This window comes from Arthrobacter sp. LAR12-1-1.1, assembly GCF_040676555.1.
Taxonomy (GTDB): domain Bacteria; phylum Actinomycetota; class Actinomycetes; order Actinomycetales; family Micrococcaceae; genus Arthrobacter.
The window spans coordinates 222,014-241,712 of sequence record NZ_JBEGIG010000012.1 but is presented as its reverse complement, the minus strand read 5'-3'; the positions used below and the strand labels follow the sequence as shown (position 1 = coordinate 241,712).

Below are 19,699 nucleotides of genomic sequence, written 5' to 3'. Positions count from 1 at the left end.
CGACCGTCGGATGCCCGCATCAGCGTCCGCTGACGCGCCAGGCTGCCGGGTCCAGGCTCAGGCGGAGAAGCCGCCGTCGGCCTTGACCAGCTGCCCGGACATCCAGCGACCCTCGGGCGAGAGCAGGAACGCGACGGTGCCGGCCACGTCTGCCGGGGTGCCCAGCCGGCCGCCGGGCTGCCGCCGGGCCAGGTCGTCACGGAGCGGCTCGTCCATCCAGCCGGTGTCCACCGGTCCCGGGTTGAGTACGTTGGAGCTGATCCCGAGCGGGCCAAGTTCCCGGGCCGCTGCGATCACGATCCGGTCCAGGGCGCCCTTTGATGCCCCGTAGGGCAGGTTGAACGCGGTGTGGTCACTGGTCAGCGCCACGATGGCCCCGCCGTCGGGACCGGCCTGCCGGGCGAAGGCGGCAATCAGCTGCCAGCTGGCCCGGGTGTTGACCGCGAAGTGCCGGTCGAAGCTCGCCAGGGACGTGTCCAGGATGCCGGAGTCCACGGATTCGGCATGGCTGAGCACCAGTGCCTGCAGGGTTCCGGCCTCGGTCGCAGCGGCGGCCATCAGCCGGTCCACGGCGTCCGGGTCCTGGAAATCCGCGGGCAGAGCCACGACGGCGGCGCCGATCGCCTGCAGCTCAGCGGTGAGGCGTTCGACGTCGTCCGGCTGGACTCCCCACGGCATCCGGGCGTCGTAGTCCTGCCAGTACGTCAGTACGAGGTCCCAGCCATCCGCGGCGAGGCGGCGCGCGATGCCGGCGCCGATTCCGGCGAGCCGGCCGGCGCCGGTGACGAGGGCAGTCTTACGGGGTGACGAAGAGCTCATGCCGAACAGCCTAGCGGCGGCCGGAGGTGCAGCACCTGCTAGATCCCGCCTTCCGAAGGTCCCCGGGCGGCAGCTACGAGGAGACCGCGGAGGCCCGGAGGTCCCGTCCGGCGGCGGGCACGGCATCAAAATCGAGCCCCGGTGCCACCGAATCCCGCCGCAGGGCTACAAGCCAGCACACCAGCATGGCCACGGCGCAGAAGACGCCGGCACTGGAGGCCATGATCCACAGGCCGGGCGTCTGGACATCGAGGTTTTCCGCGCCCAGGGCTGTGCCAATGGTCTTGGGCGAGAACAGGAACACGATGATCGAGATGCCCAGCACGCCGCCCATGGTCCAGCGCATTCCGGCGTAGCGTCGGGGAGTTTCCCGCAGGGTCCAGGCGAACGCCGGAAAGACGGCCGCGACCCACACCCAGTGGTGGGACCACGAGACCGGGCTGATCAGCAGCATGGTGAGGGCCGTCGCCGACACGGCCACGACGCGGGAGCCCTGATCGCTGGCGGCCTTGATCACTGCGGCGCCGACGGCCACAACCATCAGGCTCAGCACCAGCCACGGCACCGTGACGTGCGCCTCCGGGACACCGAAGTGCAGCAGGGCACCTTTGAGGGACAGGTTGTCCACATAGCCCGCTCCCCCCATCCGGGACGTGTCCGGCAGCATCTGGAGCCAGAACTGCAGGGATTCGGCGGGACGCAGCAGCCAGCCGGCCAGCACGGTGGCGGTGAAGCCGGCGGCCATATTGCCCAGTCCGCGCCAGTCCCTGCGGACCAGGTAGTACAGCCCGAAGACCAGCGGCGTCAGCTTGATGCCGGCGGCGACGCCCACCAGGAAGCCGCTGCCGGGGAAGCCGCGGGTCCAGCGATGGTTGCGGGCCAGCAGGTCCACCGCGATCAGGCCCATCAGCAGCGCGTTGATTTGGCCGAACACCAGGGTCTCGCGCCAGGGACCCAGGTTCAGCACCGCCAGGACCAGGACGGCGGCGGCCCAGCCGTTGCCCGGAATCCGGAAGGTGGCTCGCCAGGAGGCTTTCGCGTTCCAGTACCGGACCGCGCGGACCGCGGTCAGGATCGCCACCCCGGCGCCGGCGGCGTTGAACAGGGTCAGCGCTGCCGCCTGCGGCAGCCGGGCCAAAAGGCTGAAGAGGATGGCGGCGAACGGCGGGTAGGTAAACATGAGCGTCGGTCCACCGGCCCAGTCCACGTTGCCCGCATACAGGTCTGAAGGCGCCTCGCCGGCGTCGTTGAGGATTTTGCCGCCGTACCAGTACACGCTGAAGTCCAGACCCTGCTTGGCCCAGGCACCGAGCGAGATCCAGATGAAGTAGCCCACCGCGGCGATGGCCAGGATGACAGAGAGCCGGAGCAGCTGCCGGGCGGGTGAGCGCCGCGCCGGGCTGCGGTCTGAATCGGGCACTGACATGAATTCCCCCATCGGGCTGCTGGTGTAGACGCTGGCCGTTTGGGCGGTTCCGTCCAGGGCGGCGCAAACGCGCCCTCGCTGTCGGGCCAGTCTACAGACCCAGCTACGCCGGCACCGGGACGGACTCCAGCTTCCGGGCGTCCTTGCGGATGGTGGCGCTGATGACGGCGGCGATGGTGCACATGGCGGCGGCGGCGAACCAGGCGTAGGTGTACTGGCCGGTGGCGTCGCGGACCGCCCCGGCCGCCAGGGCCGCGGCGGCCGCGCCGAGCTGGTGGGCCGCGAACACCCAGCCGAACACGACGCTCCCGTCGGCGCCGAACACCTGGCGGCAAATGGCGGCCGTCGGCGGCACCGTGGCGACCCAGTCCAGGCCGTAGATGACCACGAACACGATCATGCTGGGCTGGACGGTGGCGCTGAGCAGCAGCGGCAGGACCAGCAGCCCGATCCCGCGGAACTGGTAGTACACGGCGAGCAGGATCCGCGGGTTGAAGCGGTCCGTGAGCCAGCCGGAGGCGATGGTGCCGATGATGTCGAAGAGGCCGACGACGGCGAGCAGGCCCGCCGCGGTGGTTTCGGGCATGCCGTGGTCATGGGCGGAGGGGATGAAGTGGGTGCCGATCAGCCCGTTGGTGGTCGCGCCGCAGATCGCGAAGCCGGCCACGAGGGCCCAGAAGGTACGCACCTTGCTGGCCCGTTTGAGGACCTGCAGGGCCCGGACCGCGGCGTTCCGGCGGGGCTCCGCCGCTGCCGCCGGCCCGGGCGCTGCCTGCCCGGCCGGCCCGGTCGAGTCGGTCGATTCTGGCCCTGTGACGGCGCCGGCGGCCAGCGGCGTCGCCCCGTAGGGCAGCACGCCGACCTCGGCCGGTGAGTTCTTCAGGAACTTCAGCACGAGCGGCACCACGGCCAGCGCGCCGGCACCGATGAGGAGCGAGGCCTGCCGCCAGCCCGGGTCCTGGGCCAGGAGCGCGATGAAGGGCAGGAACACGAGTTGTCCGGCGGCACTGCCGGCGGTGAGGATGCCGATGACCAGGCCGCGGCTCTTGGCGAACCAGGTGTTGGCGATGGTGGCGGCGAAGACAAGCGCCATGGACCCGGTGCCGAGCCCGATCAGCAGCCCCCAGGTCAGCAGGATCTGCCAGGACTGGGTCACGAAGACCGTCAGGGCGCTGCCGGCGCCGATTAGCACCAGGGCCACGGCCGTGACGGCGCGGATGCCGAAGCGTTCCATCAGGGCTGCCGCGAACGGCGCCGTGAGCCCGAAGAGCACGAGGTTGATGCTGACCGCGGCCGAGAGCACGGTGGTGGACCAGCCGAACTCGTTCTGCAGCGGCACCATCAGCACCCCCGGCGCTGCCCGGAACCCGGCGGCGCCGACCAGCGCGAGGAAAGCCACGGCGGCAACAGTCCACGCCGGGTGGATGCGGCGCCGGACCGGCGCGGGGGTCATGGTTTCAGGGGCGCTCATGCGGCGGTTCCGTTCTGGTCAGGGGTCGCGGTGCCGGACGTGGCCAGGGGCACGGGGTCCGCGGTACGGGAGAGGCTGTGCCAGCTCGTGTTGGTGGCCGTCAGCGGTTCCCCGCAGGCCGTACACGTGTCCGCCGAGGAGGTCCTCTCCCCGCAGCCGGTGTGGATGACGAACATGTGCGCCTGCCCGGAAGGCGCCGGGAGGTGCTTTTCGGCCCAGATCACGACGGCGTTGAGCACCGGGAGGGCGTCCTCGCCCTTGGCGGTCAGGACGTATTCCTTGCGGGTGCGGCCGCCGTCGTCATAGGGCCGCCGGGTGAGGAGCCCGGCCTCCACGAGCCCGGCGAGCCGCTTGGTGAGGACGGAATCGGCCGCCCCGAGCCGGGCCTTCATGGCTTCGAAGCGGCCGTTGCCGAAGAACACCTCGCGCAGGACCAGCATGCTCCAGGGGTCGCCGAGGATGTCGAGGCCGCGGGCCATGCTGCAGGTCCGCTGGGACCAGTCGGATCGGAGTGCCATGCGGCCACCCTAGCTGACTCTCTTAGAGAAAGCTAGGGTGGCCGCGTTCGGCGCACCGGACTGACGCCTGCGCGGCGGTCAGCTAGGGGTGCAGTTAGCTGCCGGCGTCCAGGGAGGACAGCGCGGCGTCAAGGTCGGCGATCAGGTCCTCGACGTCCTCAATGCCGCAGGAGAGCCGGATCAGGTTGACCGGAACCGCCAGTTCGGTGCCCTTGACCGAGGCGTGCGTCATTTCCGAGGGGTAGTTCATCAGCGATTCGATCCCGCCCAGGGACTCGGCCAGGGTGAAGACGGAGGTCGATTCGGCCACCTTGCGTGCCGCGGCCTCGCCGCCCTTGAACTGCACGGAGATCATGCCGCCGAATTTCTTCATCTGCTTCTTGGCCAGCTCGTGACCCGGGTGGGAGGGCAGGCCCGGGTACAGCACGGCTTCGACCTCGGGGCGCTCCAGCAGCCATTCGGCCACGGCCTGGGCGTTGTCGCTGTGCCGGTCCATGCGCACGCCGAGGGTTTTCAGGCCGCGCGTGGTGAGGAAGGCGTCCATCGGCCCGGACACGGCACCGACGGCGAACTGGACGAAGCCGATCTTCTCGGCCAGCTCGGGGTCGTTGACCACGATCGCGCCGCCGACGACGTCCGAGTGGCCGCCGATGTACTTGGTGGTGGAGTGCACCACGATGTCGGCGCCGAGGGCGAGCGGGGTCTGCAGGTACGGCGAGGCAAAGGTGTTGTCCACCACGAGGAGCGCGCCGGCGTCGTGCGCCACCTTGGCGAGCGCCTCAATGTCGGTGATCTTCATCATCGGGTTCGACGGCGTCTCCACCCACACCAGGCGGGTCTTGCCGCCGCCGTCGGCCGCGCCTCCGGCTGCTACGGCGGACGCGACGGCGTCGAGGTCGGACATGTCCACCGGGGTGTTGCCGATGCCCCACTCCCCCAGGACCCGGCTGATGAGCCGGTAGGTTCCGCCGTAGGCGTCGTTGCCGAGCACAATGTGGTCACCGGGGCGGGTGAGGGCGCGGATCATCGAGTCCTCGGCGGCCAGGCCCGAGCTAAAGGAGAACGCGGCGCTCCCGCCTTCCAGCGCGGCCAGCTGCTCCTGCAGCGAGTCACGGGTGGGGTTGGTGCCCCGGCCGTATTCGTAGCCGTCCCGCAGCCCGCCGATGCCGTCCTGGGCATAGGTCGACGAGAAGTGCACGGGGGGCACCACCGCCCCGGTGCGGGGCTCAAACGCCTGTCCGGCGTGGATGGCACGGGTGTTGAAGCCCGGGATTTTCGAGGAAGAGCTTTCAGGCACAGACATGGGACTCCTTGAACTGGTCAGTTGCTGAGGTACGCGAGGAGGTCGTGGCGGGTCAGGATCCCCACCGGAGCGCCGACAAACGTCACCATGAGGGTGTCAGCGTCGGAGAGGAGTTCGCGGGCGGTCGAAATCGATTCGAGCGAGCCGATCACGGGGAGGCGGGCCTCCATGTGTTCGGAGATTTTGTCCGAGAGTTTTGCCTCGCCGCGGAAGAGCTTGGCCGTCAGGGTGCGCTCGTCCACGGCACCAAGGACCTCGCCCATGACGACGGGCGGTTCCTGGGACAGGACGGGGATGTGCGAGACGCCGTACTCGTTCATGATGTTGATGACATCGCGGACGGACTCGTTCGGGTGGATGTGGACGAGGTCCGGGAGTTCACCGGTTTTGGCTTTGAGGATCTCGCCCACCGAGGCCTCGTCCCCGCTGGCCAGGAAGCCGTAGGAGCGCATCCACTGGTCGTTGAAGATCTTCGCCAGGTAGCCGCGGCCGGAGTCCGGCAGGATGACCACGACGACGGCTTCCGCCGGGAGGTCCTTGGCGACCTCCATCGCGGCCACGACGGCCATGCCCGAGGACCCGCCCACCAGCAGCCCTTCCTCGCGCGCCAGCCGGCGCGTCATCGCGAAGGAATCGGCGTCGCTGACGGCAATGACGTCGTCCGGGACGGACTTGTCATAGTTGGCCGGCCACATGTCCTCCCCGACGCCTTCGACGAAGTACGGGCGGCCCGTGCCGCCGGAGTACACCGAGCCTGCGGGATCCGCGCCGATGATCTTCACGACGCCGCCCTCGGCCCCGGGCCGCCCGGCGGAAACTTCCTTGAGGTACCGGCCGGTGCCCGTGATCGTGCCCCCGGTGCCGGCGCCGATCACGCAGTGCGTGATGCGGCCGTCGGTGTCATGCCAGATCTCAGGGCCGGTGGTCTCATAGTGGCTGGCCGGTGCGGCCGGGTTGGAGAACTGGTCCGGCTTGTAGGCTCCCGGGATTTCGGTGACGAGCCGGTCCGAGACGCCGTAGTAGCTTTGCGGGCTTTCCGGCGGGACGGCGGTGGGCGTGACCACCACTTCGGCGCCGTAGGCCTGGAGCACGGCCCGCTTGTCCTCGCCGACCTTGTCCGGCACCACGAAGATGCAGCGGTAGCCCTTCTGCTGCGCCACCAGCGCCAGGCCAACGCCGGTGTTGCCCGAGGTGGGTTCCACAATGGTGCCGCCGGGCAGGAGCTTGCCCGTTCGTTCGGCCTCCGCGATCATCTTCGCCGCGATGCGGTCCTTGATCGAACCGCCGGGGTTCAGGTATTCGAGCTTTACCAGGATGGTGGCTGCGATGCCATCGGTCACGTGGTTGAGTTTGACGAGCGGCGTATGGCCGATGAGGTCCAGAACGGACTGGGCGTACTTCATAGGTACAAAGCTACCGTCTCCGGCGAGGATGCACCTCGGCGCGGCGACGCCTCCAGCAGGTGCGAGGATATGGCGGTGAAGAGGATCGCCCGGCTGAAGAAGCTCAGGAGCTACGCGCTGCCCGCGGGCATGCTGCTGGCGGGGTGCGCGGCGCTGGCCACCGGGCTGTTGCCGGTCCCCGCTTTTCAGGAGCTGGCGGCAAGGACCGTGCCCGTGCTGGCGTTCGTGGTGGCGATGTCCCTGGTCACGGAGCTGGTGGATGAGGCCGGGCTCTTCCGCGTGGTCACGGAGCGGCTGGCCGCCCTGGGCCGCGGCCGGGTCCTGTTGCTGTGGTTCCTCGTCATCGCACTCGCCACCGTTTCCACGGTGTTCTTGTCGCTGGATACGACGGCGGTGCTGGTGACTCCCGTCGTCGTGCTGCTGGCAATCCACGCCCGCATTCCGCCGCTGCCGTTCGCGCTGACCACAGTGTGGCTGGCGAACACGGCCTCGCTGCTGCTGCCGGTCTCCAACCTGACCAACCTGCTGGCGCAGGACCGGCTCAAGCTCAGCCCCGCCGCGTTCGCTTCGCTGGTGTGGGCCCCGGCCCTGGTGGGCATCCTCGTGCCGCTGGTGCTGCTGTGGCTTCCGTTCCGGAAGGATCTGCGCGGCAAGTACGGACCGCAGCCGGTCCATAGGGTGCGGGACCGGGTGCTGCTGTACGCGGCATCCGGGGTCATGGTGGTCCTGCTTCCGGCGCTGGTCTCCGGGGTTCCGGTGCAGATCCCGGCGCTCGCGGCAGCCGCGGCCCTGCTCCTGCTGTTCCTCTGGCGGCGGCGCTCCGCCCTGCGCTGGTCCATGGTTCCTTGGCGCCCGCTCATGCTCACGTCCGGACTTTTCATGGTGGTGGAGGCCCTGCACGCCAACGGGCTCACCCGGTTCCTGTCTGGGATCGCCGGCACGGGCGAGAGCCTGCCGGCGCTCCTGCAGCTCGCCGGCCTGGGTGCGGGGGCAGCCAACGCCGTGAACAACCTGCCCGCCTATTTGGCCCTGGAACCGGTGGGCGGCTCCCCGGCCCGGCTGGCGGCCCTGCTGATCGGTGTGAACCTGGGCCCGCTGGTGACCCCGTGGGCTTCCCTGGCCACGCTGCTGTGGCACGAGCGGCTCCGTGCCCTCAACGTGGAGATCCGCTGGGGAGGCTTCGCCGTGGCCGGTGTGGCGGCCGTCGTCCTCACGGTCCCGTTGGCGGTCGTGGCACTGTGGCTCACGACGGGGATGCACTGAATTGGATGTACTTCAGTGCCAGCGCGCCCGTCGGCGGCGTCAGGCGCCGATGTCATCCGCCGCTGCGCCGGCGCCGCCCTCACGCGGGGCGCTCTGCCACAGACCGACCACATTGCCTTCGGTGTCCCGGAAGTAGGCGGCCCAGCCCATAGTGCCGACTTCCTGCCGTGGGGAGACAGTGCTGCCGCCCAAGGAGTTGATCTTCTCCAGCGCCGCGTCAATGTCATCAACGTCCACGGTGACCACCGGGGACGTGAGGTCTCCCTCACGGTGGAACATGCCGCCGTTGATGGAGCCCGCAACGGAGGGCATGCCCGTTGCATCCGTCGGCGTCGTCTTGATCATGGAGTAACTCATCTCCGGCATGGAGCTGACCTCCCAGCCAAACGCCGAACTGTAGAACTCCCGTGCGCGGCCCTCGTCGTCTGCGGGGATTTCAAAATGTACAACTCCACCAGCCATCACACTCTCCCAAGAACAAGGATTCGGGCCACGAGGCAGGCGTGGACGCTCCACGCCCCAGCCGGATCTTAGTCCCGCCAGCGCTGGAGGTTTAGGGCCCTACGGCCCATGCTCCGCACAGGCAGATACGGCCGCTGTCAGGGGGACATGGGAACATGTTCGAATGACCGTTGCAGACGTCCCCGCAGGCATTGCCGCCGCGGCGGACGCCTCACTGCGGTGGCGCCCGGGCGGCCCGTTCGACTTGATGCAAACCATCGGCACGCTCCTGCGCGGCCACGGCGACCCGTCCATCCGCACCGCCCCGGACGGGGTCTGGCTCGCGTTCACCACCCCGCACGGTCCGGCCACGCTGCGCCTGGCAACCGCCGGGCCGCGGGCGGACCCGGCAGTGGACGCGCAGGCCTGGGGCCCCGGAGCGGTGGACGCCGTCGCCTCCGTTCCGCGCATGCTCGGGAGCGAGGACGACTGGTCCGGCTTCGACGAGCCCGCGTTCCACGCCACGCTCCCGCGCATGGTGGTTGAAGCCCGACGCCGGAACCTCGCGATCCGGCTGCCTGCAACCGGCCGGATGATCGACTCACTGGTGCCGACCATCCTGGAGCAGAAGGTCACGGTCATCGAGGCCCGCCGCGGCTACCGCTACCTGATGTACCGCTTCGGGACGGCGGCACCGGGTGCCGGCACGGTGGCTCCCGCCAATCTGCTGGTCCAGCCGACGGCCGCGCAGTGGCTGCACATTCCGTCCTGGGAATGGCACAAGGCCGGCGTGGGCCCGCAGCGTTCGGCAACCATCATGCGGGCGCTGCGTTCCGCCGTCGCGCTTGAACGGCTCGCCGCGCTGCCCGCTGCCGAGGCAGGGGCCAAGCTGCAGACCCTTCCCGGAATCGGGGTGTGGACGGCGGCGGAGGTGGTGCAGCGCACGCACGGCTGCCCGGATTCAATCGCGGTGGGCGATTACCACCTCGCGGCCTACGTGGGCGCCGCCCTGACCGGCCGACGCACCGACGATGCCGGCATGCTCAGGCTGTTGGCCCCTTGGGCAGGGCACCGGCAGCGTGTGGTCCGGATGATCGGACTGAGCGGCTTCCGGAAACCGACCTTCGGCCCGCGCATGACCATCCAGGACCACCGCGGCCACTGACCCCCCACCCCGCGTTGCTGTCAGAGGCCCAGCCGGGCCGCGGCCTCCTGGCGCATGTCCAGCTTGCGGATCTTGCCGGAGACTGTCATCGGGAAGCTCTCGCGGACGTCCACGTAGCGCGGAATCTTGTAGTGCGCGAGCTTGCCGCGGCAGAACTCGGCCAGGCTGGCGGCGTCCATCGGAGCGGCCCCGGGCTTCAGGATGACGCAGGCCATCAGTTCCTCGCCGTACTTGGCGTCCGGGACGCCGATCACCTGCACGTCCTGGATGTCCGGGTGGGTGTAGAGGAATTCCTCGATTTCGCGCGGATAGATGTTCTCACCGCCACGGATCACCATGTCCTTGATCCGGCCTTCAATCACGATGTAGCCGTCCGCGTCCATCCGGGCGAGGTCCCCGGTATGCATCCAGCCGTCGGCGTCGATCGCCTCGGCCGTCTTGTCCGGCTGGTTCCAGTACCCCCGCATCACGGCGTAGCCGCGCGTACAGAGTTCACCGATCCCGCCGCGCTCCAGCACTTCTCCCGTCACCGGGTCCACAATCCGGCTCTCCAGGTTCGGCATGGTCCGGCCCACGGTCTCGGTCCGCTGGGCCATGGTGTCCACGCTCCGCGTCATTGTGGACACTGGCGAGGTCTCCGTCATGCCGTAGCAAATGGCGACGTCTGTCATGTTCATTTCGGTAATGACCCGGTTCATCACCTCGATCGGGCACAGCGATCCGGCCATCACGCCCGTGCGCAGTGTCGCGAGGTCGTAGGAGGCGAACTCCGGCAGGGCGAGCTCGGCGATGAACATAGTCGGCACCCCGTACAGCGAGGTTCCGCCGAAGTCCTGCACGGCCTCCAGCGCCGAGGCCGGCGTGAACGCCCGGCCGGGGATGATGGTGGCGGCGCCGTGGCTGAGGGCCGCCAGGTTGCCGATCACCATGCCGAAGCAGTGATAGAAGGGCACCGGGATCACTACGCGGTCGTGTTCTGTGTAGCCCAGCTGCTCGCCGATCGAGTAGCCGTTGTTGAGGATGTTGTGGTGCGTCAGCGTGGCGCCCTTCGGGAAACCGGTGGTGCCCGAGGTGTACTGCAGGTTGATGGGATCGTGCGGGTCCAGTTCCGCCATGCGCGCCTTCAGGGCGGAATGCCCGACGTCGTCAGCCCGCTTGAGCAACTCGGCGTACGTGCGCTCCGCGTCGTTTTCGGGTTCGCCCGCAGTCAGCCCGGCCAGGCCGGCATCCGGAAGGAAGACCAGCTCGCGCAAGTCCGGGCACGCCGCCAGCGCCTGCCGCGCCATCCCGGTGTAGCCGCTGTTCCGGTCCGACGGCGCGGAGACCAGCATCCGCATGCTGTTCTGCTTGACCACGAACTCGAGCTCGTGGCTGCGGTAGGCGGGGTTGACGTTGACCAGGATCGCCCCGATCTTCGCGGTGGCGTACTGCAGGATGGTCCATTCGGCGCAGTTGGGGCTCCAGATGCCGATCCGCTCGCCCTTCCCGACGCCCAGGGCGAGGAGCGCACGAGCCAGGCGGTCGACGTCGTCGTTCAACTTGGAATAGCTCCACCGCCGGGCCTCTTCGCCGGGCACCGCGGCCGCCTCGATCAGGGCGTCGTGGTACGGGAACCGCGCCGCAATCCGTTCGAAATTCGCGCCAATGGTGTCCTCGAGCAGCGGAACGTCAGTGTCCCCGGCTGTGTAAGCAAGCATGATGAGACGCTACCAACTGACCGGAGGCAAAAGAAGAGCAAAGCTTGGAAGTCCTATGAAATCTTGGGTCATCTTCCAGTGCCGGCGCGGCGGCCCGGTAGGGTAATTGCCATGAGTGCACCCGTTGATCTTCAGGCCATTTTCATTCCCAACGACGGCGAATTCTTCCGCGTGAAGCTCGCCTTGGAAATCGCGATTGACGAGGTGGTCAACGAGCCCGGCTGTATCCGGTACGAGCTCACCGAGGCCAGCGAGGACAAGCTCGTGCTGACCGAACGGTGGGCCAGCCAGGCGGACCTGGACAAGCACTCCAAGGGCACGGCCGTCCAGGACCTGAACGAGTCCCTCAGCGCGCTGCTGGCCGAGCCGGTCAAGCTGGAAATGCTCTAGGCACCCGCCCCTCAACAACGCCAAAATGCAGGGTCACTCCGCGCCCATCCTTGAAGGATCCATGGGCGCGGAGTGGCCCCGCATTGCTTTTAGCCGAGGAATTAAGCCGGGGGTCAGGACTCCGGAATCTGGGTCCCGTCCTGGTTGGCCGCCGCGGCGGCGGCCTCTGCCTGCGAACGGGCCACGTGGGCGTGGACTTCTTCCATGTCCAGGGCCTTGACGGCGTCGACCACCTGCTCGAGCTGCTGCGCGTTCAGGGCGCCAGGCTGCGAGAACACCAGGACCTTTTCGCGGAAGGCCATCAGCGTGGGGATCGACGTGATGCCGGCCTCGGCAGCGAGCTGCTGCTCGGCTTCAGTGTCGACCTTGGAGAAGACGACGTCCGGGTGCTTCTCGGAGATCGCTGAGTATGTGGGGCCAAACTGCTTGCACGGGCCGCACCATTCGGCCCAGAAATCGACGAGGACAATGTCGTTATCCTCGACTGTCGATGCGAACTGTTCACCTGTGATGTCTACGGTAGCCATGAGTCAACGGTACGGGAGCCGGCATGGATTGTCCCCGGCATTTCGCTGTTGGCACATCCGGGCAGGCCGGCCCGGATGCTACGCCCAGGCGTGCGGGGCCGGACGCCTGGCGCCGGGCAGGGCGTTGGTTTCACGCCATTCGTGGATCCACTCGGGCAGCTCCAGATCCGCCGGCGGAGCGCCGAATTCGCGGATGATTTCCTCCTGGCTGACGGGTTTGCCCTTGCTGAGAAGCCGGGTGGCGATGTAGGCGCGCGCGTAAACCTCGCCGTCCACCACCATCCGCTGCTCGAAGTAGATGGCCTTCGAGTCGAGGCCGATGATCCTGGATTCGATGGTGTATTTCTGCCAGAGCTGCAGCGAACGGCGGAAGGCGATGGTCTCCCCCGCCGCCACCGGGGTCCAGCCCCTGCGGCGCATCTTTTTCCAGGTTCCGCTGCGGGCCATGAGATCGAAGCGCCCGAGGTCCATGAGCGAGAAGTACATGCCGTTGTTGACGTGCATGGCGATGTCGATATCCGTGGGCAGGACCCGCAGCGGCAGCGAGGAGTTGCCCCAGATGCGCAGGGGTGAGCGGCGCGAGGACGTGAACAGCAGCAGGAGGGTCCGGAATAGGAGGTGCATGACTCAATGTTACCCGTGAGTAACAAACGTGCCAAGGGGCGGGCTCCGGGCCTAATGTTGCGCGGTCAGGACCGAGACTGTGGCCTTGGTGCCAACACCGCGAATCGTCCAGCAGTTCCCAGCGCCGATTACCTCCAACGATTCCAGGTCCCTGTGGTGTAGGACCAGGGCAGTGTTCTCATCCACGGCCGCCGCACGGTCCACGAGGCCTTTCGCCACCGCGCCAACCGCCCGGCTTAGAGTTCCGGCCTGCGCGGCGTGGACGTCGACCGCGAAAGGCACCAGTCCAAGTCCGTCGCGGATTTCCAGTTCCTCGAGTCCCTCAGACCATTCGACCGGGCAGATTTCTGTGCCCCGGATTCGGTAGCCGCCGACAATCGCCCGCGCCGGCGCCACCATCGCCCCGGCGGAGAACCCCATATACGGCACGCCCTCCGAGACCATTCGACGGATGGCCTCCGCGGACGGCCGCAGGCCATCCAGGTATCCCGGCGTCGGGCCGCCCCCGACGACGATCCCGTCGACGTCGTCAAACGCGGCAGGATCCGCCTCCTTGTTGAAGTGGAGAAGGACCGGGAGCACCTCGCAGACGACTCGGGATTCCAGCGGCTTCAGATAGGCGGGCAAAAAGTATTCCGAACTGCCCTCGTGGTCAAAGAGAACCACGGCGATGCGAGGAACCCTGCCAGGCGCCCGGTGCCGGACTTCCTTGACGAACCGGTCGAAGACGGCAGGAGTGGTCACGGTGTCGGGGCCGCCGCCGACGAGCAAGATGGTCATGGCTTCAAGGTACCCGGATCCGGGGCAATCGCGATGGGCCAGGCGCATCTGAACCAGCCTCGGCCGACACCGCACTTGCTCGCCGCCCACCCTGCGGATCGGGGCGAGGCGGGCGGCATCGCCGGATTCCGTCGGTGCGCGGACAGAACGGAGCCGACCGCCGGGGCGGCTCCGACGACCTGAACGATTGACCGGCCCGGACTGCGAGGAACATAATCGGAATCGGTACTAGCTTCACCACACGACTGCGCCGACCATGAGGCCGACGACAGAGCATTCAACGGAAAGCGGTCGACACTATGAGTACTGCCCATCACCCTGTCACTGCGACCGGCTGGACCGGTTGGGTCCGTTTCGCCGGAGTCATTCTGATCATCAACGGCGTTTTCAGCGGCCTTCAAGGCCTCGTCGCGCTCACCGGACCCGACACCTACTATTTGTCGACCCCCGGCACGCTGTTCCTCTTCGACGCGAAGGGGTGGGGCTGGTGGAATGTGGCAATCGGTGCGGGTCTGATCCTCACCGCCGTCGCGCTCTTCTCGGGTGCAGCGTGGGCTCGGATCGTTGCGGTCATCCTTGCGGGCGTCAGCGCGGTCGTTCAGTTGATGCTTATTCCGCAGCAGCCGTGGTGGTCCGTCATCGTCATCGCCGTCGACGTGCTGATCATCTACGCGATCATCGCCCACGGCGAGGAACTCAAGGCTGAACAGGCTCCTCCGCCAAGCAACCCGTAAGGCACCGAAACGGTCAGTCCGCCGCGATCAGCTCCACTTCGTAGCCGTCCGTATTCACGAGGTAGGCGGCGAAGTGGCCGGGACCGCCGGCGTGCGGATATTTCTCCGGAAATAACTCGGCCCAGCCGTGGCTGTGGCTCTCACCCGCCATGGCGTCCACATGTTCCCGCGTCCCGGCGCTGAACGCGAGATGGTTCAGGCCCGGCGCGGTGCGCTGGTGCATGGTTCCGCTCAGGTCCGGGGACTGCTCGACGACGATATACGTTGGCCCGCGGCGCCAGCTGCACCCGTGCGCCCAGTCCTGGTAGGCCTCGTAGCCCAGCCGGCCCAGCAGCCAGCCCCATTGGTCCTTGGCCCTTTGCAGGTCCGGCACCCAGAGTTCAACGTGGTGCAGGGCGCCGAAGTCCGCCGGTGCCATCGGAACAGCCGCATCCGGAACAGCCGCCATCAGAACAGGATCCGTTGGAACAGGACGTGGTCCTGCCAGGAACCGGCAATCTGAAGGTACCGGGGGGCCAACCCGATCTCCTCAAAGCCGGCCCGCTTCAGGATCCGCTGCGACGGGGAGTTGTGCGGGAGCGTGGCGGCCTGCAGCCGGTGCAGGCCGAGCTCGTTCCGCGCGGTTTGGACGGCGAACTCCAGCGCGGCCGAGCCAAGACCCCGCCCGGTCATGTCCTTGTCCACCCAGTAGCCGAGGTGGGCACTGAGGAACGGCCCCCGGACAATCCCGCTGAGGTTAATCACCCCGATGATGCGGGAACCATCCACGAGAACCCATGGCACGTCCGATCCCGCGATGAACAACCCGAGCTTGGATTCAATGCTGGCGGCCTGTCCGTTGACAGTGAAGAAGTCCTCGGACCGCACCGGCTCCCAGGGCGCCAGGTGCTCCCGGTTCCGCAGGTAGGCGTCGGCCAGCGGGCCGGCGTCGGGCCTGCGCAGCACGCGCACGCGTACAGTCTCCGTCAGGGGGATGCTGTGCTCGGTCATCCGCAGACTCTAACGGTCATCCCGAACGGCTTCAATCAGCGTGCCCGGCAGTTCGAGAATGGTCATCCTGCTTCATCTGCCCGGCTTGAGTTTTCGCCAGCCGCCGGCCCGGTTGTCCGCGATGATCTGCCGGAACATCGCAGTGAGGGCCTGCCCGGGGATGGCTTCCCCCTGGCTGAAAGCGACGGTGCGCGCGCTCTTGTTCTCGTGCCCGCCGGTGATGATGCCCTCCGGGTCCGGAACGATCCCGCCGTCGTACAGGAAGACGTTGACGTGGTCCTTGGCCGCGAGCAGGGCACAAATGTTGCCGTCCAGGACGAAGTAGGGCTGCGTGGTGCGCTTGATGGTCTCTTCGACCGCCGGGTCGGCGGCATGGACAAGTTCACGCACCTGAGCGCAGATATCCTGCTGCCAGTCCGGCAGTGCCGCGATGAACGCGTCAACCCGGGGGTCCCGCTGCGGGTCCTCAGGCGCTGGCATCATCGTCGTCCTCGTTCGGGTCGACGCCGCGAACGGTCACACTCTGCACGCCGGGCACATCCAGGAGGTAGGGGACGAGTTCCCGCAGCGGAAGATGACCATGGAAGCGGATGTCCATGAGGACGAGCGGCTTTTGTTCATCGCCCGCCTTATTGGTGCTCAGGATTGACGAGCTGAATCCCATATTGGTGGCGATCTCCAACACTTGCCGCAGCACGCCCTGGTTGTCGGCATAGCCCAGGTGCAGGACCCGGTGGGCGTCCGGGGTCGGGATCTTCCGGATTAAGGGAGAGACGACGTACAACGTGATGAGGTGGAAAACGGTCAGTGCAGCAGCTAGGGACAGCATTCCGGCCCCGCACGCCATGCCGACGGCGGCAGAAACCCAAATGCTGGCGGCCGTCGTCAGGCCGCGGACAACGTTCCGTCCCTTGAAAATCACCCCGGCGCCGAGAAAGCCGATGCCGCTGACGATTTGGGCCGCAATACGGGACGGGTCCATGGTGGCCCCAGGCGCCAGGGCGTAGACGAAGCCGTAGGCCGAGATAAGGGTGAAGGTGCAAGAGCCCAAACCGACCAGGACGTGGGTGCGGTAGCCGGCGACCTTTTGCCGGACCTGCCGCTCGGTGCCAATCAGGGAGCAGAGGACAAATGTCGCCAGCAGCAGCCCGACTTCCACCAGCGTGGTTGGGGTATATAGCCCATATGCGTCCTGCATCCCGCCCTCCGGCCCGGCCCGAGAGTGGCGCCCGGATCCGGACGCCTGCAGCTCCGGCCAACTCTGAGGTGCGCCAATGACTCTCGATGTTGATCGTACCGCCACCCCCTTATGGGGAGTAGTGGCCGGGGAGTAGTGATTGGTCTGGTCCGCTTAGAAGCCCGGGCCGACTTTGGTCCTGTCGAGGACCCCGGTGACCAGGCTGTTCCGGCGCGCCCCGGCGACGTAGCCTAGCGAGAATGGAAGACCCTTACGATCTTGAACGGTTCGTGACTGCGCAGGACTCCGGCGGGACGTACCGGCAGGCCTTGGCGGAGCTGAAGTCGGGCATGAAGCGGAGCCACTGGATGTGGTTCGTGTTCCCCCAGCTCGCAGGCCTGGGCCACAGCGAAACCGCCCGCAGATATGCCATCTCCTCCCTCGACGAGGCCCGGGCCTACATCCGGCACGACGTCCTTGGCCCCCGTCTGCGAGAGGTTGCCGCCGCCGTGGCTTCCGTTGATGGCCGGTCCGCGGTGCAGATTTTTGGCAGCATCGACGCGCGGAAGCTGCACTCGTCCATGACGCTCTTCCGGCTTGCAGCCCCCGGCGAGTCCGTGTTCCGCGACGTCTCGGACCGCTACTTCGACGGCGTGCCGGATCCCGCCACCGAACAGCTTCTGGAAGGGCAGACAGGCGATCCCGACCCGGCGGACGGTTAGCTGTCCGCGGTGGCCACCGGCCGGGCTTCGCAACCGGGAACCACCTCACCACAGGCAAACGACTTCACGAAAGCTCCTTCTTCTTCAACCGCGGACTGGACTACCCCATGTTGGCTCCGCGCCGAAAACTGAGATTTTGCTCGCAGAACAATGGAGTGTTGCCGGCCTGTGCTACCGGCCGGGCACCCCTGCTTCAGCGGCGACGGCCGCCGCCTCGATGCGGGCCCGGTGAACGGCCCACTCCTCGGGCGTGCGCACTGAAAGGTTGGGATCCCCCGGGCGCTGCCCGGCCCTGCCGTCGATGAGCTCGCGCAGGATGTCGGCGTGTCCGAGGTGGTGGGCGGTCTCCACGCACATGTGCACGAGGATCTGCTGCAGTGTCACGTGCTTGCGCTCATCCGGCCACCAGGGCACGACGCCGGGCGCGTCCAGCGGGAGTTCATCGATGGTGGCGTCGCTGTGGGCGGCCGAGAGCCGGTGCAGCTCCGTGATCTGCTCCCGTGTCTCGCCGTGGGCTGCCCACATGTCGGCGTCCGGCTCCGCGTCGTCGGCGAACCATGGCAGTTCCAGGTCGCTGGGACGGCCGAAGACCTCGCCAAAGTAGCCCAGTTCGACGCTGGCCACGTGCTTGACCAGTCCCAGCAGGCTGGTTCCGGTCGGCGTGAGGGGCCGGCGCGCGTCGTACTCGCTGAGGCCTTCGAGCTTCCCGAGGAGGTCTGCGCGCCGGGTGCGCAGATATGTGTGCAAGATCGCTTTGTCGTCCATGACCGGCACTATACCGAACGCGCGGGGGCCGTCCCGAGGGAAGCGGGTTTCATAAAACGTATGGAATAATTGCACCAACGGGCCTCGGGGGGAGGCCCCGAGCGACAGGACACCCAGGGTGAGTCTCGGTTACAGTGCAAACCGCGTTCGGCCCGCCGCCGCAGTTCTTCTGGCCGCGGTTCTCGTTGCCCTGCTGACAGCCTGCGAATCCGGCACGGATGCGGCGGGCGGAACCCCGGCGGCCGCTGCCGCCGGAACGTCTCCGACGGCCGCTGCTCCTGCATCGCCCGCGGCGCCCGTGGGCCTGCAGGGAACGACCGAAATGAACGGGTACTTCCAGCCGATGCGCTACACGGCTGTCGACGGCGACACCTGGGAAGGAATCGCCGCCCACTTCCGGATGACTCCCGAGATCCTCAGGAGCTTCAACGAACCGGTATCCGTTGCCGAGGGAGAGGTCATCGACCTCAGAGGCGTGGACGTGCCGCAGCTTGGGGCCAGCGGAAGCGTGACCGGCCAGGACGGGCAAGGGCGGCTCCTGTATACGGCGAATGCAGGAGACACGCCCGCTGGCATCGCGAGCCGCTACGGCGTCCCGCTCTATGCGCTGCGGATAGCCAATCTGAACCTGCTGAACGGCGGCGAATGGATTCCGCCCGCAGGCACAACTGTAACCATCCCAAATCCGCCGCTCGACTGAGCCGCGGACTTTCGCGGGCGGGCCCGAACTTGGGTGGGCCCCGAAAGCCGAAGGCAAAGAAAAAGCCTCCGAAACCAAATGGTTCCGGAGGCTTTTCCAAGGGTGGCAGATGAGGGATTCGAACCCCCGTAGGCGTTGCCAGCTGATTTACAGTCAGCCCCCTTTGGCCGCTCGGGTAATCTGCCGAACTTCAAAAGAAGATCACTCGCGGTTTCCAGTCCCGGAACGTCTGTTTCCAGTCCGTTCCGCTTCCAGCACCCGCGGGCAAGACAACTTTACAGAACTTCCGCCGAAGAATCGAATCGGCGCACCCATCGGCCAAAAAAGGGCCAAAAATGGGCCGAAATGCCCGGAAATTCAGGCCTCTCCGAGAATGCGTCCGGCCAGCCGTGCCTCGAATCGTGCCGCCTGCTCTTCGGTGACCTGGTTCAGCTCGACGGCGCGGGCCAGGTCCGTGTGGACACCGTCCAGACGGGCTGACGCATCGGGGGCCGGACTCAGAATGATGGAAGCCGCCAGTGCGGCGGCGGCAACGGAGGTCGCCGTCACGGCCAGCGTGCTGGCAGCGGCGGCGGTAGTGCGGGTGACGTAACGGACGGCCTTATGGTGCATGTTCTTGCCTTTCAGCAGCAGTTCCAACCCTTGCAACTCTTCCGAGCCTGGCTTCGTTCCCGCCGTGATTGAGCTATGAGCGGACTGTGAAAGTAGTCCCGCCCGGCCGCCCTCCAGAACGTGGGCATCCGTACTAGGCTGGAATGCAGACATCCCGGCCTCACATCAGGCA

General features: G+C 67.4%; 23 protein-coding genes and 1 tRNA gene. 6 read left to right on the top strand and 18 right to left on the bottom strand.

Annotated features, from left to right (window positions below):
* Window positions 1-57: 57 nt before the first annotated feature.
* From MRBLAR12_RS09170 to MRBLAR12_RS09145, 6 genes are all read right to left on the bottom strand, one after another.
* Window positions 58-819 carry an SDR family oxidoreductase gene (locus MRBLAR12_RS09170; RefSeq protein WP_229992476.1) on the bottom strand — a complete coding sequence of 254 codons (762 nt, stop codon included), beginning with the start codon at window positions 817-819 and terminating at the stop codon, window positions 58-60.
* A gap of 73 nt (window positions 820-892) precedes the next feature.
* On the bottom strand, window positions 893-2,245 hold the full coding sequence (locus tag MRBLAR12_RS09165) for a glycosyltransferase 87 family protein (RefSeq protein ID WP_364745419.1): 1,353 nt from the start codon (window positions 2,243-2,245) through the stop codon (window positions 893-895).
* 103 nt (window positions 2,246-2,348) lie between these two features.
* Window positions 2,349-3,716, bottom strand: a complete 1,368-nt coding sequence (locus tag MRBLAR12_RS09160; RefSeq protein WP_364745416.1) for an MFS transporter — start codon at window positions 3,714-3,716, stop codon at window positions 2,349-2,351.
* Window positions 3,713-4,234 (bottom strand): winged helix-turn-helix transcriptional regulator, encoded by a 522-nt coding sequence (locus MRBLAR12_RS09155; RefSeq protein ID WP_364745413.1) that lies wholly within the window; start codon window positions 4,232-4,234, stop codon window positions 3,713-3,715. The genes MRBLAR12_RS09160 and MRBLAR12_RS09155 overlap by 4 nt, the downstream gene beginning before the upstream one ends.
* Before the next feature lie 94 nt (window positions 4,235-4,328).
* Window positions 4,329-5,537 carry a cystathionine gamma-synthase gene (locus MRBLAR12_RS09150; protein ID WP_364745410.1) on the bottom strand — a complete coding sequence of 403 codons (1,209 nt, stop codon included), beginning with the start codon at window positions 5,535-5,537 and terminating at the stop codon, window positions 4,329-4,331.
* A gap of 17 nt (window positions 5,538-5,554) precedes the next feature.
* On the bottom strand, window positions 5,555-6,940 hold the full coding sequence (locus MRBLAR12_RS09145; RefSeq protein WP_364745407.1) for a cystathionine beta-synthase: 1,386 nt from the start codon (window positions 6,938-6,940) through the stop codon (window positions 5,555-5,557).
* A gap of 69 nt (window positions 6,941-7,009) precedes the next feature.
* Here MRBLAR12_RS09145 and MRBLAR12_RS09140 point away from each other — a divergent pair, with 69 nt between their 5' ends.
* Window positions 7,010-8,203, top strand: a complete 1,194-nt coding sequence (locus MRBLAR12_RS09140) for an SLC13 family permease (protein ID WP_229992470.1) — start codon at window positions 7,010-7,012, stop codon at window positions 8,201-8,203.
* 39 nt (window positions 8,204-8,242) lie between these two features.
* On the opposite strand, the gene MRBLAR12_RS09135 is transcribed toward MRBLAR12_RS09140, so the two are convergent.
* Window positions 8,243-8,665, bottom strand: a complete 423-nt coding sequence (locus MRBLAR12_RS09135) for a VOC family protein (RefSeq protein WP_364745405.1) — start codon at window positions 8,663-8,665, stop codon at window positions 8,243-8,245.
* A gap of 163 nt (window positions 8,666-8,828) precedes the next feature.
* Here MRBLAR12_RS09135 and MRBLAR12_RS09130 point away from each other — a divergent pair, with 163 nt between their 5' ends.
* Window positions 8,829-9,809, top strand: coding sequence for a DNA-3-methyladenine glycosylase family protein (locus MRBLAR12_RS09130; protein ID WP_364745403.1), 981 nt, complete (start codon window positions 8,829-8,831; stop codon window positions 9,807-9,809).
* A gap of 20 nt (window positions 9,810-9,829) precedes the next feature.
* Here the strand turns inward: MRBLAR12_RS09130 and MRBLAR12_RS09125 are convergent, their stop codons facing one another.
* A complete protein-coding gene (locus tag MRBLAR12_RS09125) occupies window positions 9,830-11,506 on the bottom strand; it encodes an AMP-binding protein (protein ID WP_364745401.1) in 1,677 nt (558 codons plus the stop codon).
* A gap of 111 nt (window positions 11,507-11,617) precedes the next feature.
* On the opposite strand from MRBLAR12_RS09125, the gene MRBLAR12_RS09120 reads away from it, so the two are divergent.
* Entirely contained in the window at window positions 11,618-11,896 is a 279-nt protein-coding gene (locus MRBLAR12_RS09120; protein ID WP_364745399.1) for a putative quinol monooxygenase, read from the top strand.
* A gap of 113 nt (window positions 11,897-12,009) precedes the next feature.
* Here MRBLAR12_RS09120 and trxA read toward each other — a convergent pair whose 3' ends face one another.
* The 3 genes from trxA to MRBLAR12_RS09105 all read right to left on the bottom strand — a co-directional run bounded on the left by trxA (window position 12,010) and on the right by MRBLAR12_RS09105 (window position 13,827).
* On the bottom strand, window positions 12,010-12,423 hold the full coding sequence (trxA, locus tag MRBLAR12_RS09115) for a thioredoxin (protein WP_229992465.1): 414 nt from the start codon (window positions 12,421-12,423) through the stop codon (window positions 12,010-12,012).
* A gap of 78 nt (window positions 12,424-12,501) precedes the next feature.
* Window positions 12,502-13,047 carry an acyl-CoA thioesterase gene (locus tag MRBLAR12_RS09110; protein ID WP_364745397.1) on the bottom strand — a complete coding sequence of 182 codons (546 nt, stop codon included), beginning with the start codon at window positions 13,045-13,047 and terminating at the stop codon, window positions 12,502-12,504.
* A gap of 51 nt (window positions 13,048-13,098) precedes the next feature.
* Window positions 13,099-13,827, bottom strand: coding sequence for a Type 1 glutamine amidotransferase-like domain-containing protein (locus MRBLAR12_RS09105; RefSeq protein ID WP_229992463.1), 729 nt, complete (start codon window positions 13,825-13,827; stop codon window positions 13,099-13,101).
* A 299-nt stretch (window positions 13,828-14,126) separates the two neighbouring features.
* On the opposite strand from MRBLAR12_RS09105, the gene MRBLAR12_RS09100 reads away from it, so the two are divergent.
* The gene (locus MRBLAR12_RS09100; RefSeq protein ID WP_229992462.1) at window positions 14,127-14,561 is read left to right on the top strand and encodes a DUF7144 family membrane protein; all 435 of its coding nucleotides are present in this window, start codon (window positions 14,127-14,129) and stop codon (window positions 14,559-14,561) included.
* Window positions 14,562-14,574: 13 nt separating this feature from the next.
* Here MRBLAR12_RS09100 and MRBLAR12_RS09095 read toward each other — a convergent pair whose 3' ends face one another.
* From MRBLAR12_RS09095 to MRBLAR12_RS09080, 4 genes are all read right to left on the bottom strand, one after another.
* Window positions 14,575-15,009, bottom strand: a complete 435-nt coding sequence (locus tag MRBLAR12_RS09095; RefSeq protein WP_364745394.1) for a VOC family protein — start codon at window positions 15,007-15,009, stop codon at window positions 14,575-14,577.
* On the bottom strand, window positions 15,009-15,551 hold the full coding sequence (locus MRBLAR12_RS09090; protein ID WP_364745392.1) for a GNAT family N-acetyltransferase: 543 nt from the start codon (window positions 15,549-15,551) through the stop codon (window positions 15,009-15,011). Before MRBLAR12_RS09090 ends, MRBLAR12_RS09095 begins: the two co-directional genes overlap by 1 nt.
* Before the next feature lie 72 nt (window positions 15,552-15,623).
* On the bottom strand, window positions 15,624-16,034 hold the full coding sequence (locus MRBLAR12_RS09085; RefSeq protein WP_364745390.1) for a DUF1801 domain-containing protein: 411 nt from the start codon (window positions 16,032-16,034) through the stop codon (window positions 15,624-15,626).
* The gene (locus tag MRBLAR12_RS09080) at window positions 16,018-16,749 is read right to left on the bottom strand and encodes an MgtC/SapB family protein (protein ID WP_229992457.1); all 732 of its coding nucleotides are present in this window, start codon (window positions 16,747-16,749) and stop codon (window positions 16,018-16,020) included. Before MRBLAR12_RS09080 ends, MRBLAR12_RS09085 begins: the two co-directional genes overlap by 17 nt.
* 239 nt (window positions 16,750-16,988) lie before the next feature.
* Between MRBLAR12_RS09080 and MRBLAR12_RS09075 the strand changes: the two genes are divergently transcribed.
* Window positions 16,989-17,450 (top strand): DUF1810 domain-containing protein, encoded by a 462-nt coding sequence (locus tag MRBLAR12_RS09075; protein ID WP_364745388.1) that lies wholly within the window; start codon window positions 16,989-16,991, stop codon window positions 17,448-17,450.
* Window positions 17,451-17,621: 171 nt separating this feature from the next.
* Here MRBLAR12_RS09075 and MRBLAR12_RS09070 read toward each other — a convergent pair whose 3' ends face one another.
* Complete coding sequence (locus tag MRBLAR12_RS09070) at window positions 17,622-18,215, bottom strand: DinB family protein (RefSeq protein WP_364745386.1); 594 nt, start codon at window positions 18,213-18,215, stop codon at window positions 17,622-17,624.
* Between the two features lie 118 nt (window positions 18,216-18,333).
* On the opposite strand from MRBLAR12_RS09070, the gene MRBLAR12_RS09065 reads away from it, so the two are divergent.
* Window positions 18,334-18,915, top strand: a complete 582-nt coding sequence (locus MRBLAR12_RS09065; protein ID WP_364745384.1) for a LysM domain-containing protein — start codon at window positions 18,334-18,336, stop codon at window positions 18,913-18,915.
* Window positions 18,916-19,018: 103 nt separating this feature from the next.
* Here MRBLAR12_RS09065 and MRBLAR12_RS09060 read toward each other — a convergent pair.
* Together MRBLAR12_RS09060 and MRBLAR12_RS09055 are read right to left on the bottom strand one after the other, a co-directional pair.
* Window positions 19,019-19,100: transfer RNA gene (locus tag MRBLAR12_RS09060), tRNA-Tyr, on the bottom strand.
* Between the two features lie 172 nt (window positions 19,101-19,272).
* On the bottom strand, window positions 19,273-19,527 hold the full coding sequence (locus tag MRBLAR12_RS09055; RefSeq protein WP_364745382.1) for a hypothetical protein: 255 nt from the start codon (window positions 19,525-19,527) through the stop codon (window positions 19,273-19,275).
* Window positions 19,528-19,699: the final 172 nt, after the last annotated feature.